17 protein-coding genes and 1 tRNA gene are annotated in these 19519 nt (G+C 42.5%); 3 read left to right on the top strand and 15 right to left on the bottom strand.

Translation table 11 applies throughout. The features are described from left to right. Position 1: 1 nt before the first annotated feature. Positions 2-706 (bottom strand): O-methyltransferase, encoded by a 705-nt coding sequence (locus KPL72_RS11545; protein WP_219702824.1) that lies wholly within the window; start codon positions 704-706, stop codon positions 2-4. Continuing rightward, entirely contained in the window at positions 696-1427 is a 732-nt protein-coding gene (locus tag KPL72_RS11540; RefSeq protein ID WP_212915363.1) for a DUF599 domain-containing protein, read from the bottom strand. Before KPL72_RS11540 ends, KPL72_RS11545 begins: the two co-directional genes overlap by 11 nt. 276 nt (positions 1428-1703) lie before the next feature. Between KPL72_RS11540 and KPL72_RS11535 the strand changes: the two genes are divergently transcribed. Beyond that, a tRNA-Leu gene (locus KPL72_RS11535) sits at positions 1704-1788 on the top strand. Between the two features lie 164 nt (positions 1789-1952). Here the strand turns inward: KPL72_RS11535 and pyrC are convergent. The 4 genes from pyrC to sbcB form a co-directional block, all read right to left on the bottom strand. After that, complete coding sequence (gene pyrC / locus KPL72_RS11530) at positions 1953-2984, bottom strand: dihydroorotase (RefSeq protein WP_219702823.1); 1032 nt, start codon at positions 2982-2984, stop codon at positions 1953-1955. Positions 2985-3137: 153 nt separating this feature from the next. After that, positions 3138-5057, bottom strand: a complete 1920-nt coding sequence (locus tag KPL72_RS11525; RefSeq protein ID WP_219702822.1) for a DEAD/DEAH box helicase — start codon at positions 5055-5057, stop codon at positions 3138-3140. Positions 5058-5231: 174 nt separating this feature from the next. Beyond that, positions 5232-6266: an AI-2E family transporter gene (locus KPL72_RS11520; protein WP_212915366.1), complete on the bottom strand. Its 1035-nt coding sequence runs from the start codon at positions 6264-6266 to the stop codon at positions 5232-5234. Between the two features lie 9 nt (positions 6267-6275). Further along, entirely contained in the window at positions 6276-7730 is a 1455-nt protein-coding gene (gene sbcB / locus KPL72_RS11515; protein ID WP_219702821.1) for an exodeoxyribonuclease I, read from the bottom strand. 79 nt (positions 7731-7809) lie between these two features. Here sbcB and KPL72_RS11510 point away from each other — a divergent pair, with 79 nt between their 5' ends. Next, entirely contained in the window at positions 7810-8319 is a 510-nt protein-coding gene (locus KPL72_RS11510; RefSeq protein WP_212915368.1) for a YchJ family protein, read from the top strand. A 12-nt stretch (positions 8320-8331) separates the two neighbouring features. Here the strand turns inward: KPL72_RS11510 and KPL72_RS11505 are convergent, their stop codons facing one another. The 4 genes from KPL72_RS11505 to KPL72_RS11490 form a co-directional block, all read right to left on the bottom strand. Then, complete coding sequence (locus KPL72_RS11505) at positions 8332-9387, bottom strand: HD-GYP domain-containing protein (RefSeq protein ID WP_249422216.1); 1056 nt, start codon at positions 9385-9387, stop codon at positions 8332-8334. Further along, positions 9377-11809 (bottom strand): ATP-binding protein, encoded by a 2433-nt coding sequence (locus KPL72_RS11500; protein WP_219702820.1) that lies wholly within the window; start codon positions 11807-11809, stop codon positions 9377-9379. The genes KPL72_RS11505 and KPL72_RS11500 overlap by 11 nt, the downstream gene beginning before the upstream one ends. A gap of 8 nt (positions 11810-11817) precedes the next feature. Then, entirely contained in the window at positions 11818-12327 is a 510-nt protein-coding gene (locus tag KPL72_RS11495) for a putative pterin-binding protein (RefSeq protein WP_100637150.1), read from the bottom strand. 182 nt (positions 12328-12509) lie between these two features. After that, positions 12510-13409: an aldo/keto reductase gene (locus KPL72_RS11490; RefSeq protein WP_219702819.1), complete on the bottom strand. Its 900-nt coding sequence runs from the start codon at positions 13407-13409 to the stop codon at positions 12510-12512. Positions 13410-13696: 287 nt separating this feature from the next. On the opposite strand from KPL72_RS11490, the gene aroA reads away from it, so the two are divergent. Then, positions 13697-14974 (top strand): 3-phosphoshikimate 1-carboxyvinyltransferase, encoded by a 1278-nt coding sequence (gene aroA, locus KPL72_RS11485; RefSeq protein ID WP_219702818.1) that lies wholly within the window; start codon positions 13697-13699, stop codon positions 14972-14974. A gap of 185 nt (positions 14975-15159) precedes the next feature. On the opposite strand, the gene KPL72_RS11480 is transcribed toward aroA, so the two are convergent. From KPL72_RS11480 to thiE, 5 genes are all read right to left on the bottom strand, one after another. After that, positions 15160-15642 carry a Spy/CpxP family protein refolding chaperone gene (locus tag KPL72_RS11480; protein ID WP_219702817.1) on the bottom strand — a complete coding sequence of 161 codons (483 nt, stop codon included), beginning with the start codon at positions 15640-15642 and terminating at the stop codon, positions 15160-15162. A 210-nt stretch (positions 15643-15852) separates the two neighbouring features. Next, a complete protein-coding gene (gene thiH / locus KPL72_RS11475; RefSeq protein WP_219702816.1) occupies positions 15853-17025 on the bottom strand; it encodes a 2-iminoacetate synthase ThiH in 1173 nt (390 codons plus the stop codon). After that, on the bottom strand, positions 17022-17798 hold the full coding sequence (locus KPL72_RS11470) for a thiazole synthase (protein ID WP_219702815.1): 777 nt from the start codon (positions 17796-17798) through the stop codon (positions 17022-17024). The genes thiH and KPL72_RS11470 overlap by 4 nt, the downstream gene beginning before the upstream one ends. A 1-nt stretch (position 17799) precedes the next feature. Continuing rightward, positions 17800-17997, bottom strand: coding sequence for a sulfur carrier protein ThiS (gene thiS, locus KPL72_RS11465; RefSeq protein ID WP_219702814.1), 198 nt, complete (start codon positions 17995-17997; stop codon positions 17800-17802). Then, entirely contained in the window at positions 17994-19511 is a 1518-nt protein-coding gene (gene thiE, locus KPL72_RS11460; RefSeq protein WP_219702813.1) for a thiamine phosphate synthase, read from the bottom strand. Before thiE ends, thiS begins: the two co-directional genes overlap by 4 nt. Positions 19512-19519 lie beyond the last annotated feature (8 nt).

Raw genomic sequence — 19519 nt, 5'->3', positions numbered from 1 at the left:
TTTAGGTATTTTTTCGAACCAAGGTTAGACCATCACCAATAGGAATTAATGATAATTCAACATCCATATCGTCATGAATGGTTTTGTTTAACTCACGAACAATCTTGGTGTCTTTATCGTTAAACGCCTCATCCGCGACATTGCCCCACCAAAGAGTATTATCAATTAACAAACAACCACCCGGACGTAATAATTGTTTCGCCAATTGATAATAGGCCAATAGATTTTGTTTGTCCGCGTCGATAAAGATGAAGTCGAACGTTCCGCGCTCAGCTTCTAGAAAGGATTCCATTACTGGTAATGCCTTATCGCAATATGTTGTAACACGATCCATCACGCCAGCTTGCTCTAAATAGCGTGTCGCGATATCTAACCACATCCGCTTTTTCTCTATGGCGACTAGTCTTGCTTCTTTTGGCATTGCCATTGCCATAGACAAGGTGCTGTAACCAGTAAACACACCAATTTCTAGTAGTTTCTTTGGTGCTTGTAGCTTAACTAACAAGGCTAACAACTGCCCCACTTCTGGCGACAGCTGCATGCGAGCCATATGATACTGAGCAGTCTCTCTACGCAGAGCTCTCAAGAGATCATCTTCACGAACAGAGACATCAACTAAATACTGATAAAGCCTGTCATCGACATTTACAGTTCGATTAACAGGCTTATCATCTTCAGGCAAAGGTTTGGGGAAATTAGGAAGCATGAGATTTCATCACGAGTCCGCGGCTCAATGTTTTGAATGTTTTAGAACGGAATTCGCGACGATAAAGTACCGCCACCACCATAACACTAGCCGCCATACAGAAATATGGACCAAGGAACCAACCACAAAATGCCATCGCAAAGTAGAACGCGCGTAATCCGTAGTTAAATTGGTTCGCAGCTAAACTACAGATTTGCGCCATATGCATGGCGTATAATTCGCGCTCACTGTCTTCGATACCACGCTCTGTTGCTAGTGGCGCACTGCCAACCAACACAGAACAAAAGTTATATTGTCTAACGGACCAAGTAAAAGTGAAAAATGCGTATGAAAAAATCGCCACTAGAACGATAATTTTCAATTCCCACTCTTGCTGACTCATGGGAGATAAAAGATAAAAGTCCGATAAAATACCAAGCGCTTTTTCAGAATAATTAAACGCCGTAAAAAGACCAGCAATAATCAACAGGCTACTCGAAGCAAAAAACAAACTGCTTCTTTCTAAATTCGCCATCACAGATGCATCAGCAATGCGGTTATCTCGTCTCAGTAGCCGTGACATCCAAGCCAATCGAAATTGGTGTAATACACTTACCAAACAAGAGCGACGTTTAGAATTATACTGAGCATAAAAAGCATATCCCCACCAACAAGCAAAAAAGACAAAAAGTGTCGCTATATCAAGGGGGTTTAACATTAATGAAACAGAATGCTTTTCCATATTTTAACTCTGCTGAAGGAACATTTTAGGGTGACAATATTAGACCATTTTTCCCTTTACATGTCCCAATTTCCGCTTAGAAAATCCAGTAAATCCTTCTAAAAAAATAAATATAAATACTTCATCGAAAAACACTTGCATCCGTAGAAAATATCGGTAAGATCTCGCCCGTCAACACGACATGCGGATNTCTAAAAAAATAAATATAAATACTTCATCGAAAAACACTTGCATCCGTAGAAAATATCGGTAAGATCTCGCCCGTCAACACGACATGCGGATGTGGTGGAATTGGTAGACACGCTGGATTTAGGTTCCAGTGCTTCACGGCGTGAGAGTTCGAGTCTCTCCATCCGCACCATCTTATTTCTTTTCTTTGTATAAAATCCTCAAATCAAATTATAAGTCTGCCTCCTTACCTTTCGAATTATTTATTTAAAAAATACCAAAGCACAACAAAAAGCCAAACCCATTTCTGAATTCGGCTTTATTGAGTTTCAACTACTTACTACTAAGTAAAATACTTTATTTTAACTTCCAAGATACTTGCTTGCCAGCGAAGAACGGCACAATTGGCTCACCGCTTGGCAAAGTAATACTGCTAGGCACTTCCCAAGATTCGCGAACCAAGGTCACTTTCTCTGTATTACGTGGCAAACCATAGAAGTCCGCACCATACAGACTCGCAAAGCCTTCTAGCTTATCAAGCGCACCTAGCTCATCAAATACCTGCGTATACAACTCAAGCGCAGACCAAGCACTATAACAGCCCGCACAACCGCAATCTGACTCTTTGCGGTGTTTAGCATGTGGCGCCGAATCCGTCCCCAAGAAAAACTTAGGCGATCCAGATTTAACCACTTCACGCAAAGCTTGCTGGTGAGTACTGCGTTTAAGTACTGGCAAACAATAATTATGCGGACGAACACCACCATCTAGCATGTCATTTCTATTCAATAACAAATGTTGAGGAGTGATTGTCGCTGCAACACCATCACGGGCCGCCAAGACAAAATCAACGGCATCTTTCGTGGTGATGTGCTCAAACACAACCTTTAGATTTGGCACTCGATCAACGATATTTACCATATGCTGATCAATGAATTCTTTTTCTCGATCAAAAATATCAATGTGCTTTTGCGTCACTTCACCATGAATCAGCAACAACATGTCGTTGTCTGCCAAAGCCTCAAATACTGGATACAAAGACTCCAAGGAATTTACACCAGAATCAGAGTTGGTTGTCGCACCAGCAGGATACATTTTGGCCGCTAACACACCGGCTTTTTTCGCATCTTGAATATCTTGAACGCTGGTTTTGTCAGTTAGGTAAATAGTCATGATAGGCATAAAAGTACTACCTGCAGGACGAGCCGCTAAAATACGCTCTTTATAGCTTAACGCTAGCTCAGCAGTCGTAACCGGCGGTACCAAATTTGGCATAACGACGGCACGCTCGAAACAACGAGCTGTCGCAGGAACCGTTTCATGCAACATGTCTTGATCACGAAAGTGTAAGTGCCAATCATCTGGCTTGATAATAGTAATTTCGTTCATTAGCGGCCTTTTTAGATAACGTATTAGATAGTGAGATAACAACAAAAGAATGTTAACAGAAGTGGTTATTCGACAATACCCAACTTTCTGACATAAAAAAACCGAATCTATAAATAGACTCGGTTTTTTAAAAGCTACAACAAATAAAACATATTAAGCGTTTTTACGTGGTGCTCTTGGACGACGTTCGCCGCTGCGATTTGCATCGCGATCACGACCGCCACCAGCGCCAGCGCTTGGACGACGACGCTCACCACCATTAGATGGACGACGATCACCGCCACCAGCCGGACGCTTACGAGTAGAAGGTGCTGCTGCACGCTTATTCAACTCATCAGCATTGTCTAGCTTAGCAATATCAGTACGCTGTCCACAGATGCGAGTTTTACCCAATTTACCCAATGCATCAGCACTTAGGTTCGAAGGCAAATCAACTGTCGCAAAATCTTCATAGATTTCGATATGACCAATATAACGGCTTTCAATGTCAGCTTCGTTAGCGATTGCGCCAACGATGTTGCCAGGTTTAACGCCATCACTGTAGCCAACTTGGACAACATAACGCGTCATAGACGTATCAGGATCATCCTTTAATGGCATAGCTTCAGCGGTAACTGGACGAACCTTACGTTCACGTGGCGCACGATCTCCGCGATCACCACGGTCTCCGCGATCACCACGGTCTCCGCGCTCACCACGAGAGCTGTCACGATCTTCACGACGCTCTCTGCGCTCTTGACGAACTTCCATTTCAGATAACAATAATGGTGTTTTACCTTGAGCCATATGAGCCAAAGCAGCCGCCATTTTCAATGGATCAACTTCGTTTTCTTTCTGGTAGCTTTGAACAAGTTCTAGGAAGAAATCAAGATTTTCATTATCCATCGTATCTGAAATGCTTTGCTTGAAGCGATTAACGCGATGCGCATTAATATCTGAAGCTGTAGGCAATGTCATACTTTCGATTGGCTGACGAGTGGCACGCTCAATCGCTTGCAACATACGACGCTCACGATGAGCAACAAACAAGATTGCTGTACCAAGACGACCAGCACGGCCAGTACGACCAATACGGTGAACGTAAGATTCTGTATCGTATGGAATATCGTAGTTAACAACGTGACTTACGCGCTCTACATCCAAACCACGAGCTACAACGTCAGTCGCAACAAGAATGTCAATTTGACCTTTCTTAATACGATCAACAGTACGTTCACGCAAATTCTGGCTAATGTCACCATTTAAGGCTTCACAAGCGTGACCACGAGCCGTTAACTTTTCAGCCAACTCTACTGTAGCCGCTTTTGTACGAACAAAGATGATCATGCCATCGTGTTCGTTCATTTCAAGAATACGAGTCAAAGCGTCTAGCTTATGCAGACCGCTTACTGGCCAGTATTTTTGAGTAATCGTCATCGCCGTAGAAGTTTTAGTAACGATTTTAACTTCTTTAGGATTGTTCAAATGACGGTTAGCCACCTGACGAATCACAGCAGGCATAGTCGCAGAGAACAAAGCGATTTGGCGAGTTGGTGGTGTTTGCTCAAGAATCCATTCGACATCGTCAATGAATCCCATGCGTAACATCTCATCCGCTTCATCAAGAACTAAGGCTTTAAGGCCATCTAGTTTCAATGTTTTACGACGAATGTGATCCATAACACGACCAGGTGTACCAACAACGACTTGAACGCCACGCTTTAGCTGGCGAAGTTGTGTGTCGTATGACATGCCGCCGTAAATTGGCAAAACATGAAAATCTGGAAGATTACGAGCATAACTTTGAAATGCTTCAGAAACCTGAATAGCAAGTTCACGGGTTGGAGCCAGTACAAGTAATTGTGTCGTTTTATCTGTAACATCAATGCGAGACAGTAACGGAAGCGCGAACGCTGCTGTCTTACCAGTACCCGTCTGCGCTTGCCCCAAAAGGTCTCGACCTTCTAATAGATATGGAATACTTTGCGCTTGGATAGCAGATGGTTGCTCGTAACCTAGGTCAGCAACCGCTTTAAGAACAGGGGCGATTAGGCCCAACGAATCAAATGTAGGCTGAGTATCAGCGTCAGACATGTAAATTAGTACCTTTTTTTGGTGAGGATAAGGCCTGTAATCATTTACATGCCTTAATGAAATTCTCTAGAAATTCTCGGAGGAAAAACTGATGGCGAAGTATATACAATAAATGAGAAATAAGCTAGGCCACATTAAAAATAAGATTAGCGACTTCGTAATAAAACGCATTTATTAACGCTTAGAGTCATCCACTTCCGAGTCAATCAGTACCGCCAACCAATGCATTCTTGGGTTTGCCTCAAAGGCCAACTTCAAAATAATGGTTAATGGTATCGAAAGCAGCATACCAACCGGACCAAACACCCAACCCCATAATAGTAAGGAAAGAAACACCACCAATGTAGAAAGCCCTAACCCACGGCCCATATAACGAGGCTCAATCACATTCCCCACAATTAGGTTCACCATTAAAAACACACCAGCAACCAACCCTGCAGATAAGCTGCCTAATTGAACAAAAGCAAGCAATACAGCTGGAACTGCGGCAATAATAGATCCGATATTTGGCACAAAATTTAAAAGAAACGCGCAGACACCCCACAAAATGGGAAAATCAACACCAAGCACCCACATAAAGAAAGTAATTAATACCCCTGTTAGCATACTAACTAAGGTCTTTATCACTAAGTATCGGTTAACCGATTTAGTAAAAGACTCCAGTTTACCCATTGATTTGGAAGCATCGTTAAATGCCAAAGACAGCTTCTTTGGCAACTCAACGGCTTCGAAGAGGATAAAGATAACAATCATCACCACTAAGATGAAATTTGTCAGCGCACTTCCAAGACCTCTCAATGCATTCGCTACCATCTGCATCAGAGCAGAAGGATCAATATAACCTTTCACTTGATCGTAGGAGACATGTAAGCCAAAACCATTCAGGACCTGAATGATACTGGACGCCTCTTCAGCAAAACGTTTCTTGTAATTTGGCAACTGATTAGAAAAGTCATCCAAAGACGCTCCGACAAGAACTGCAATGGAGCTAATTCCAACTAATATAACCAACACAACCAATAAAATGGAAAGCCAAGTTGGCACTTTTCGACGTCGCAAACTAGACATCGCAGGGGCGCAAATAATGGCGATAAAAACCGACAACATGAAGGGCACCACTATTTGGGAGGCCGCCTTAAGAGCTGCAATAATAATAACGAAGGCAGCAAAACCTACCAGCCAATGGATGCCTTTATGTTGTTCAGTCATATAAATTCCTTATATAGCCAGCGGATAAATGCTTTGAGCGTAGTCAGCCAGATCTTGTAGCATAATTTGTTTTGCAGCAGGTAAATCTGGCGTTTGAGCTATTTGGTTCAGTCGATCAAAATACTGTTCCATATTAATAGAGCCACCACCATCTTTTTCAAGCAAGCGCACCTGACGATACTCTTCCCATTCAACACGCTGAGATTCATTTAGTTGATCAGGGTAATTTCGACCGATATAACGCATCAACATTTCTGGCAAACGACGATCATCAAACGACATAGCCAATTCTGATAAACTATCAGCGGGCGTCGTTCGAATTTTTTCCATCCTTACCTTATCTTCACGAGAGAAAAAACCACCAGAATACAGCATAACATCAGGGTCTTTGTGTATTGGTCGGTCTTCTTGCACAAATACATCACTAAGCTTAGCCGCCAAACCAGCATGCCCTTTTATGATGGCAAGATTATGACGACATACCGAACCATCCAAGGCAAGACGCTTAACTACGTCAGCATCTTTCAAAAATGTTGCCGGTGCGACAGCTGGAGATTTATTGTAGTGAATCACTTTTAAAGGCAACCGCTCTAGATCCCCAAGCTCTTCTTGACGAGTAAAAACTCGATAGCGAATCTCTTCCACACTTAAATCAATCAATGGCTGAGCATCCGCCATGAGATCATACACAATCACACCGTTTTTGTTGGTTGGATGTGGCGCTATTGGGACAACAAAAGCGGAATAATTTCTAGCCTGACCAAACATACCTGAGATATGTAAAAAAGGCTTTAACCTCGCCACATCAATAAATTGTTGTAGTTCGTGCTTCTGGCGCATTTTAAAATAGTAGGCAAACAATTTAGGCTGCTTGCTACGAATTAGTTTCGCTATTTCAATGGTTCCATAAACATCAGATAACGCATCGTGGGCTTGCTCATGAGCAATACCATTGGCTTTCGTTAGCGCTTCTAACTTCATAGAAACCTGACCATCTTCGCCTTTTGGCCAAACAATGCCTTCCGGACGCATGGCGTACGTCATACGCACTAAGTCGATCATGTCCCAGCGAGAACAGTTGCTCTGCCACTCTCTCGCATAAGGATCAATAAAGTTACGATAAAAACCATAACGCACAACTTCGTCATCAAAGCGAATGGTGTTATAACCTAAAGCGCAAGTACCAGGCTGCGAAAGTTCAGCCTCTACAGCCTGCATAAATTCTGCTTCGCACAAGCCTTCACGGTTCGCATCTTGAGGGCTAATCCCTGTCAACAAACATGCGTCTGGCTGAGGTAGAACATCTTCTGCTAAGCGGCAATAAAACATAATTGGCTCGCCGATCGGATTAAAATCAAGATCGGTTCTAATTCCTGCAAATTGCATAGGACGATCTCGTGCAGGGTCCGTTCCGGTTGTTTCAAAATCAAACCAAAAAAATGAAGTTGGGCCCGATGAGGTCACAAATAATTCCTGTTAGCCGTTGAATAAAAAGGTATTATACGCATCTTAAAGTGCATTTGGCGATGAGAGGAGTTGATCTATGCCAATCCCAGTAATTTGTCCGTGCGGAACTGGAAGCCCTTATGAGATGTGTTGTGGTATGTATCATAACAATCCAGGCACAGCCCCTACTGCAGAAACCTTGATGCGTTCACGCTATTCAGCTTTTGCTATCGGTGATTTTAATTACATAGCGGCCACGCAAAAATTAAAAGATGAGCCAAATCAAAATGGCGAAGATATCCAAGAAAGCAACGAACACACAAAATGGATAAAGCTGGAAATCAACGCCACAGAAGATGGGCTAGAAAAAGACAAGACAGGGGTTGTCGCCTTCTCCGCTCATTTCAAAGAAGGCAAACATATCGGTCGACTAAGCGAGCGCTCTATATTTAAGAAAGAAAAGGGAAAATGGTTCTACATTTCTGGCGAGCACGACATTCAAAAAAACACCACTCTAATCAATTCTGAAGCCATGAAAATTGGCCGCAATGATCCATGCTTATGCGGGTCAGGGAAAAAATTCAAAAAATGCTGCGCTGTGGCTTAATCTAAATCTAGTTTACTCAACAGCGTCCCATTTTTCTTTTATCACTCTCACCTCATCTTCAATAGACAAGAAAATACGCACAAGTTCTGGATCAAAGTGCGTATTAGCTGCTTGTTGAATATGCTCAAATGACTCCTCTATGGTCCAGCTCTTTTTATAAGAACGCTTCATAGTGAGTGCATCAAATACATCTGCCAAAGCGACAATACGAGCAGATTGAGGAATATCAGCACCAGATAGACCTTGAGGATATCCTGTCCCATCCCACCTTTCATGATGCCCTAATGCAACCTCCGCAGCCAATTTGAAAAGTGGTGCATCACCTTTAATAAGTATTTGATGACCTATTACCGTGTGCTGACGCATGATGACCCATTCATCATCTGTTAACTTATTAGGAGATTTTAAGATGCTGTGAGGAATGCCTAACTTACCTGTATCATGCATAGGTGCAGCTAATTTTAACAACTCAACCTGAGAGTCTTGCCAGCCAACAGCCTTTGCTAGCGCAGCACTATAGTCAGCCATCCTCCACATGTGAACGCCAGTATCCGTATCATTAAGCTGCCCTACTTCACCAAGCATACCAATTGCGGACTGTAGAGCATCATCAAGTTCTCTGGTTCTACTCTCGATAGTTTGCTTATTACGCAAATTTTCTTCTGCTAATTTTAAATGAGTAGACACTCTCGCCAGAGTCGTTAAAGGCGTTATTGGCTTAGTAATAAAATCCACGCAACCAACATCAAAACCTTGCTGCTCATGCAAGGGATCAGTTACGGCGGTCAAGAAAATAACTGGGATATCTGCGGTTTTTGGATTAGCCTTCAACTTACTACATACTTCAAAACCATTCATGTCTGGCATCATAATATCAAGCAATATTATATCTGGAAGACATCGGCCTATGATTTCCAATGCTATTTTACCACTTTTAGCCACCTGAACATGATACCTTTCAGATAAAATATCTTTCAGTAGATCAATATTTCTCGGCATATCATCAACAATAAGTACTCGCTTGCTTTTGGACACAGCTTGTTTTTTTTCTTTATTTTCAGTTATCAATTTTATTAACCCTCATCTCATAACCGTCCGAAACTAGGCTACGCTTAAAAGCCTTAACCTTAATTATTGCATCTTGATAATCATATGAGGAAACATCCACCAAGGCAGACTTGAGAAATCCAATACCTTTGTACTTGCCACTTTTCTCAATAATATGCTCAAGCAACCCCTCAGAATCCGAGTCCCCATCGATTAACAAACGATCCAGCTCCTCTATTTTTGAGAAATAATACTGAAATCCCTTATCATCCGACGAGTCATCAATCTTCTGTTTATTTTCTAAATTATATTTAATCATCCACACTTCAAGCTTTTCTATTAAAAGATGAGGATCTAAAGGCTTAAATAAAACGTCATCAATACCAAGTAAAGAGAGGTTATCTTCCATCAAATTCAATGCATCAGCTGTCAACACAATAACCGGGGGCTTATAATTTTTTAAGGCTTTAAATATCTTCTCACTTGCCTCATAACCATCCATTATAGGCATTCTAATATCCATAATAATCAGATCATAAGATTGAGAAGTTGCCTTATCGAGAGCCTCTTGCCCATTTTCAACCCAATCAACAGACGCACCCACTTTTTCTATAATTGCCTTAACAATATTGGCGTTTATTTTATTATCTTCTGCTAACAATATAACCTTATCTTTGAAAAAATCTCGATTATCAAGAGTAAAGCGAACAGACTTATTACTTTCAAGGCCATTTTTATCTAATTCTATCACCGCTAATTGCTTATCTATATTTGTAGGCGTTACTAGCCCAGACACTAAACAATCAATTTCATCCAGAGAAGAACCACTTAAAAAGAGAGCATTTTTTATCAAATATTCCCTTAACTCATCAGAAAGCCTACTATTAACTCCTAAGCAGTGGCTACTTACGACAACTGAAGCATTACTTTTTAATAAATCTAACATCGATAACTGAGAAAAATAATCTACTTTTAATTCATCAAATAAAGAGATCATTTCCGCATCATCTTTTAATACAGCTATTTTTTTAAATGCGGGGACTGGCTCTTTAAAATCAGGGCAATAAGGGAGTCTAATAGAAAACACACTACCTTTCCCAATCTCGCTTTTATAGGAGATTTTGCCACGTAACAAAATCACTAACTTCTGAGTTATACTTAAACCTAAGCCGGTTCCGCCATACAATCTTGTCGTACTGCTATCGGCTTGCTTAAAGACATCAAAAACATCAACACCATCAGGAATGCCTACGCCAGTGTCTTTTATATCAATAGCTAATTCTTCTAAACCTGATTGGTATACAGTGAGAGTTACTGAACCAGAATCTGTAAACTTAATGGCATTACCAACAACATTAATCAAGATTTGCTGTAATCGCGTCTTATCTCCAACCAAAGTATCGTGTAATGTGAAATCTCGACTAACCGTAAAATCCAAACATTTAGATTTAGCCTGACCTTCGCTAGTCTGATAAACATACTTCAAAACATCGTCTAAACTGAAAGATAATTTTTCTAAATCTATTTTTCCTGATTCTATCTTTGAATAATCTAAAATACTGTTAATAATTGACAATAATCCGTCTGCCGACTGCTGGATTTTTACCACTTTTTCACGGTGTTCCTTATCCAGATCCCCATTCAACAATAGGTAACTAAAGCCAACAATTGCATTCATCGGCGTACGAATTTCATGACTCATTGTGGCTAAAAATTCAGATTTAACTTTTAAAGCCTGTTCTGCTGAAAGAACAGAAACCTCAAGCTCTCTAGCCAATTTCTGAGACCTTTCAAAAGACTGCTTTGCGACTTTTAATTGTTTGAAAAGCATTACTATAATAAAAACCATAGTAATAGTTAACAATGCAATTAAAGACCCCAAGTAAAGAAATAAACCTAAACTATCATTCCTCTGTTCAACCTTATTCTTTGACCTAGAAGCCAATGTACTTAAAACAACACCTTCGGTTTCTTTAAGAAGAAAATTGCTTTTTTCTAAAAGCTCCTCAACATTGATTAGTGATTTATCAACAAAAAGACGATGATCAATTTCAGATACTTCGCTCTGAAGGGTCGCCATTAGCTCGTCGGCATTGTCTAAACGGTTAAATAAAATCCTTAATTGCCCTTTGGCTAATACATTCACGCGACTATAAAGAATATCAAATCGAACACGTGAATCATTTAGTCGCTCCTCACTAAAATCATCTTCCAATAACTTTAGTGAGTTCCTTAACTTCAAAGTTTCTCTATCTAGTTGATATGCGGCCCACAATGCATCTTCTTCAACCGCTGATAACATTATTTTCTGTCGATCAACCAATTCAGTAAAAATTAACATAGCTGCTCCCATAAATATAAGTGCAGTTGCAGCCAGCAAAACGAAAGGCGATGACCTCTTTGCTCCGAGCATTTTAGCGATTGAAGAGAAGCGAAATTGCATACTAAATATTACTCAACGTTTATCGATTTGATTTGCCAAACAGAGCGATTATGTATAACTTCATTATTCAAACTTGGGGTACTACTAAAAGGATAAAGCAGAAAAAGAGGCCCTTTATCCCTTACGCTCATAGCTTTACCGTTCATATCCATTGCAAGAATCACATCGTAGTCTTCAGCATCTTTTTTTGGCACTTTTGCACTGTAATCATTTAAAGCAGTTACAGATAGTTCGTCTGTTTTAGCACCCACTGCGGACATCACAGAACGTAACAAAGGCCCTCGATAAACATCAACACCTTCACTCCAAGGGGTCATGGTTTTTTGGTTTACCACTTCAAGGTTCATCAGCATGTTGCGGTCAAATTCGGCCGTTTTTCCGTCTGTATTGGTATTTTCGATGTTTCCTGTGATCGTTAAAATAACCGGACCTGTTGGCTTAGATAAAGTCTGCGCGTGCAAACCAGTAAAAGCGAACACACCTAATAACATTATTCCCGCGACAAAATTTTGCTTCATTCAAATCACCTCAAGACGGATTAATATTGCCGCAGTATAGTGAATAAATTTCTAGTTTTCGTTACTGATTTACGAAACGACACGCTTTCTACACCAAGCAAAACAAAGGCAAAACAGTAGATACAAAAAGAGCCGCAGAAGCGGCCCTTTTATAAGAGGTGAACAACAAAATATGTAAGTAATTAAGGTACCGGCTGCCCCTGAGACGCCACCCAAATACGAAACCAATCATCATCACTAAGCAGAATTGACATCGCCTCAACTGCTGCCGCTAAACGAGCAATTTTCCCAGACCCCATGACAGGACAAATGCCAGCTGGATGACGTAATAACCAAGCTACAACAATCTGATCAATCTCACAGTTTTTTTCCTGCGCCAAATCACTCAATATAGCTTGAACGCTCTTTGCTTGCTCGCTTACCCCTGAGAAGAGTTCACCACCAGCAAAAGGCGACCATGCCATAGGCGTCACAGCGTGTTGCTGCACATGATCTAATGTGCCATCTTCAAAATGTTGCAGCGCCAAAGGCGACAACTCTACTTGATTAATAATTAACGGCGCATCAAGGCGCGACTGCAACAAATCAAATTGACGAGTTGTAAAATTAGACACACCAAAATGCTTAACCTTGCCAAGCGTAAACAGCAAATCAAATGCCTGTGCAACTTCATCGGCATCCATCAAAGGACTTGGACGATGCAATAACAAAGTATCAATGTATTCACACTGCATATTCGCCAAAGAACAGTCAACACTAGCCAAAATGTGCTCAGCGCGATAATCGTAACGATGCACCTGAATGTCTGGGCGATTCTCTGACGGCAACAAAATCCCACACTTAGTGATGATTTCCATCTTATCTCGCAAAGCTGGTTTAAGCTTTAACGCCTCGCCAAACAAAGCTTCACACTGATAACCACCATAAATATCCGCATGATCAAACGTCGTCACACCAAGGTCTAAACATGCTTCAATAAAGCTGAGTGTTTCTGAAGCAGTCATATTCCATTCTTCTAGCCGCCAAAAACCTTGAGCGATACGTGACCCTTCAAAACCAAGGGGATGATATTGGTGTCTCATGGATATTTTCCTCAACTTCATTATTTTATTTATCAGTATTCTAAAGATACTTTGTTATAAAAAACAGCAGACTGAGTGAATCGGCATAACTGACAGGAAACATCATCGAAGGTATACTATTGCACATTCAAGACCGACCTCTAACAAAAGAGCGACGCGACCACTTAACAATGGACACACTATAACGAATAAATTACGGCCAATATCGAACACTTATAATTCACACGCAGCGACACATAACGAACCGCAAAGTCGAAACAATAAACACCACTGTGATGGACTTAATAATGAATTCAATTACGCTAGGCCCTCTTTCCAAAGCCAATGGAGAGATCCAAATCCCGGGCTCCAAAAGCCTTTCAAACCGTATTTTATTGTTAGCAACGCTAGCAAAAGGCACCACTAAAATCACCAATCTACTAGACAGCGACGATATTCGCCGCATGCTAGAAAGCCTAACAAAATTAGGCGTTAACTATTCTCTAGAAGATAACGGTACAACCTGTGTACTAGAGGGACTTGCTGGCCCAATCCAGGCAGATTTCGGTGATTTATTCCTTGGCAACGCTGGTACAGCAATGCGCCCTTTAACAGCTGCGCTTTGTCTTGGTAAAGGTGAATTTCATCTACATGGTGAGCCCCGCATGCACGAACGCCCAATTGGCGACCTTGTAGATGCTTTACAAGCACTTGGTGTCGACATCGCTTACGAAGGCGAGAAAAATTACCCACCTTTGCGCATTAAAGCAAATGGCTTATCTGGCGGCGAAGTGTCTATTAAAGGCAACATCTCAAGCCAATTTCTAACCGCTATATTGATGAGCGCCCCATTGGCAAAAGATGATTTAATCATCAAAGTTGATGGCGAATTGGTTTCTAAGCCTTACATAGACATCACACTACATGCCATGAAGCAATTTGGTGTGGAAGTGGAAAACCAGAATTACCAAGCATTTGTTGTAAAAGGTCAGCAAACTTACCAAAGCCCTGGTGAAATAATGGTAGAAGGCGATGCCTCTTCTGCATCTTACTTCTTGGCAGCTGCTGCTATTGCGGGTGGGAAAATTAAAGTCCACGGCGTTGGCACAGACAGCGTACAAGGTGACGTGAAATTCGCCGATGTACTGGCTAAAATGGGCGCGAAAATTACCTACGGTCCAACTTGGATCGAAGCAGAACGTAACGAGCTTAACGGCATAGATATGGACATGAACCACATTCCTGATGCTGCCATGACCATAGCAACAACTGCACTATTTGCAAAAGGCCCAACCACAATCCGCAACATCTACAACTGGCGCGTAAAAGAAACCGACCGTTTATACGCCATGGCAACTGAATTGAAAAAGCTCGGAGCTGACGTTATTGAAGGCGAAGATTTCATTACCGTCACACCCGTTGATAATCTGCAACATGCAGCCATCGACACCTATAACGATCATCGCATCGCAATGTGCTTCTCACTCGTTGCCTTCTCAGACACACCAGTCACCATCAACGATCCAGGTTGCACATCAAAAACCTTCCCGACGTATTTTGAACTGTTTAACTCTATAGCGAGTTAACTGATATAACCAGCTTAAAGGGATCAAACCCCTTTAAGCTAAACCGCCTTCTAATAAATTGTTTTTCAAACAAAAAAAAGCCCCAGCTTTTTGACGGCTGGGGCAAGGCTCTCAGTACAGGATTACTAATAAAGGGGATTATCAGTAATAGATCTCAGTAAAAAGGGAAAAGATTTACTGAAAAATTAAGACTGCGGTTGTGCTGGCGTTTCTAGCTTTTCAATTTGCTCTGGTGTTAGTAACGCATACAAGCCTGCTCGGTTTTTTGCATAGGCAACGGTAAGATCTTCGGTTAGCTCACCACTTTTTTCTGCAAGATCATCAACTTTGTCCATGTAATCTTTTGAACTCGGTGACAAGCTACTTAGCTCCATTTGAGTTGTTTGTAACTGCTCTTGAATTTTACGAATCGCCTTACCATCTTTTTCAAAAAGATCAGACACTTTCGATTGTGTTTTCTCATCCAAGCCAAGCTGTTGAGCTATACGGCTTGCTAGTTGCTCATGCGTTGGGACGGCATTCATTGGAGCTTCTTGAGTCGCTTGGCCTTGTACAGCCTCACCTTTAGGTGATCCTGTTTCTGCAAAAGCACTCACTGCTACACCGGTTATAATCGCTGCACTCAAACCGATAACGCCCATCATTCCTGCTTTTTTACGATTAAACATAGTTGGCTCCTTAAGCTCTGTTTCCTGTTTGGATGAAATCTATTATGTCTATTTATTTGTCAAACAGTGTCAAAGAGAGTGAATCGAGATGCACAACTTGTCATGAGAGCGTAAGGGAAAATGCGCATTCACGAATTTTCCCTGTTAACCGAGTAAGTATGAACATATTCTTAGGAATGGTGGTGAATGGCTTTACGCTCCATCCACGTTTTAGGTATGTGAAAGCGCCGGATCCCAATCTTTCCAAACCACTTCGCGCCCTTGCTCACGAATCATCGCCATAATTTCAGCCACAGGTCGCTCGTCACTGATCTCAAATTGTTCCAGAGCCTCTTGCGAATCGTCCGCATAACCACCAGGCTGAGTTTTTGATTCCGCACTCATAGTAGTAAAACCCATTCGCACCGCATGATGACGGAATTCAGGTGATTCACGAGTAGACAGACTCATTTCTAAATCTCGATCAAACAAACGCCACGCAGCAATAAGCTGTACTAACTGCCGATCCGAAATCACCGACTTAGGAACAATACCACCTTCACAAGGACGAATACGCGGAAACGCCACACTAAAACGACTTCGCCAATAACGCTTTTGCAAGTGTCGCAGATGATGCGCCATCATCACCGAATCCGTACGCCAGTCCTCCAGCCCGAGTAACACGCCTAAACCAATTTTATGAATGCCAGCCTGTCCGATTCTATCTGGAGCATCCAAACGATAATTAAAGTTGGATTTATTGCCCCTTAAATGATGCTCAAGATAGGTCTTACGACGATAAGTTTCTTGATAAACCAACACGCCATCCAGACCGATACCCTGTAGCTGTTTGTATTCGCTAGCATCTAATGGCTGAACCTCCATGGAGAGCTGGCTGAAATGCGGCTTGACCAAGGGAATCATGCGTTCAAAGTACGGCATGGAAACTTTATTGGTTTCCCCAGTCACCAAGAGGATATGATCAAAACCTTTACTCTTAATCGCTGCGACTTCTTTTCCCACCTGAATTTCATTTAAGGTAAGACGCTTAATAGCATTACTCATAGAAAAGCCACAATAAGTGCATTCGTTCGCACAAGTGTTAGATAAGTACAAGGGCGCAAATAAACTCAAAGTATTACCAAAGCGCTGCAAAGTAAGCCGTTCGCTTTTCGCTACCATTTCTAACAAATAAGGCTCTGCCGCAGGCGAAATCAAGGCCGTAAAATCCTCCACGTCGAGTTTGCTCTTATTCAAGGCTCGCAAAACATCTTGTTCGGTTTTTTCTTGATGGCATTGCGTCACTGCTTGCCAATCTGTGTTTTCAACAAAATGGCTAAACTGACCTTCTATAGCTGAGCTTTGTTCTAACAGGCGAATGTTATGGCTGGCTCCGTCCATCATGACAATGCCCCGAGGAAATCTGTCAACGGGCTCGTTGCTTGCGCTTGTACGCGTCGCTCCCCCAAACCAGATTCATACGCCATTCGCCCTGCCTCCACCGCGAGCCGAAAGGCTTTACCCATTTGTGCGGGCTGCTTCGCAACGGCCATGGCGGTATTCACCAACACGGCATCAGCACCGATTTCCATCGCGAGTGCTGCATCCGACGGTGCACCAATGCCTGCATCAATAATCACAGGTACCGTGCTTTGCTCAATGATAATTTCCAAAAATGGACGACTCGCCAAGCCCATATTGGAACCAATGGGCGAACCAAGCGGCATCACACACTGACACCCCACTTCTTCTAACCGTTTGCAAAGCACAGGATCGGCATGAACATAAGGCATCACCACAAAGCCTTTTTTGATCAATTCTTCCGCGGCCAACAAGGTTTCCATACCATCTGGCATCAAGTAACGCGGATCGGGATGAATCTCTAACTTCACCCAGCTGGTCTCCAATGCTTCACGAGCAAGTTCGGCGGCAAATACAGCTTCTTTTGCGGTACGAGCACCAGAGGTATTCGGCAATAATTTCATGCCATGCTGTTGCAAGGGTAGAAGAATATTGTCAGTTTGATTTTTTAGATCCATACGGCGCAAGGACAAGGTCACCAGCTCACTGCCACTAGCAGCCAAAGATGCCATCATGGCGTCCGCACTGGCGTATTTGCCCGTACCAGTAAACAATCGAGAATGAAATTCGTGCCCTGCTATAAATAAAGATGACATGCTAGCCCCCAGCAATAGATTCAAAAATAAACACCTGACTAAGCTCATTCAACTCAGTACTACGCCACAAGCTCTTTGGCACCACTTGCTGATTAATTGCAATAGCGATGCCTTGCTCACTTTTGTCTAACTGAGTCAGCAAGTCTTTAAGCGTTTCTCCAGCAAATTCATAAGGCGCATCGTTCAACACAATCTTCATTGCCTGCCCCCTATATTTCCTTTAAGCAAACGAATAAGTGATCGAGTTGTTTCTTCAGGTTCAACCGCTTTAGTAATAGCTGTCACCAAAGCAACACTATTAACCCCCGTTTGAGCAACAGCAGGCAAGCGTTCCGCATTGATGCCGCCAATCGCCACAGTGGGAAAGGTACCTTTTAATAGCGTGGCATAATGAGCGAGACGCGTTAAACCTTGCGGTTGAGATGGCATGTCTTTCGTCTGTGTTGGGAAAATATGACCCAAAGCGATATAGCTGGGTTGAATTGATTGAGCCCGAGCAATTTCATAGTAACCATGGGTACTGATGCCAAGTCGCAAGCCAGCCGCTTGGATTTGCGCTAAATCCGCCACATCTAAATCTTCTTGACCGAGATGAACACCATAAGCACCAAAAACGATGGCCTGCTGCCAATAGTCATTGATAAAGACTTGAGCGTCGTATTCTTTTCCTAAGACAATCGCCTGTTGGATTTTGCTTTCTAGATCTGAATCGTCAGGGTCTTTGATTCGCAGCTGGGCGAGTTTCACGCCTTGCTTTAGGACTAATTCTAACCAAGCAACCGAATCAACCACAGGGTACAAGCCCATTTTATCAAGATTCATCTTGGCGAAAGGCTGGTTCATCGGTATTTTTAGTTCGTTCGGCGTAACAATTGTCGGCAGGTTTTCAATCTGTAACGGCCAGCCAGGTCGACCCAATGGCCCTGCCCCTTCACCAATTTGCACACCGCTTTTTAATGCGCCCGTGATGTAGGCTTTCGCCATGGTTGTAGCATCTAAAAGATCGTAGCCATGAGCAATAAAGCTGGCGAGCGCCGTCGACAAGGTACAACCTGTGCCACGCGTATTGTGGGCAGAAAGTCTTTCATATGCGAAACCAACGATAGAATCACTATCTAGCAACCAGTCCGTTACCCCTTCTAAATGACTGCAATGGCCGCCTTTAAGCAACCAACGGCTATCAGAAGCACCAAAGTACGGCGCCATTTGCGCCCGTAATTCCTCAATGGCAAGCTCAGCTGACAAGCCTGTCAAAGACGCAAACTCCATTAGATTTGGTGTAATCACATCTACGTACGGCAAGATATAATCCAGCAAACTCGCACCCGCATCGGTCTGCTGCAATTGATTTCCAGATTCGCTGCTCGCTGCCATAACAGGGTCAAAGACGACCATCACATTGGGTGCGTTCGTTTTGATACGCTTTAACCAAATCGAGCACGCTTTCACTATCTCGATAGAAGGAAGCAAACTCACTTTAATAGCATCTGGCGGCACGTCATCGAGCAAGGTTTGCCATTGCTCATTAAACATGCCCAAAGATACAGGTTCGACTAAGCGTACTTCTTTCGAGTTTTGCGCCGTGATGCAAGTAACAATGGTTTGTACGTGGCAGTTTAAATCTTGCCCTGTGCGCAAATCCGCTTGAAGTCCAGCGTGGGCAGAAGAATCCGATCCACCCACGCACCAGACAACAGGAGGCTTTATAATCATAAATCCTC

The sequence above is a fragment of the Marinomonas lutimaris genome, from assembly GCF_019426345.1.
GTDB classification, from domain to species: Bacteria; Pseudomonadota; Gammaproteobacteria; order Pseudomonadales; family Marinomonadaceae; genus Marinomonas; species Marinomonas lutimaris.
This window is presented reverse-complemented; position numbering and strand designations above follow the sequence as displayed.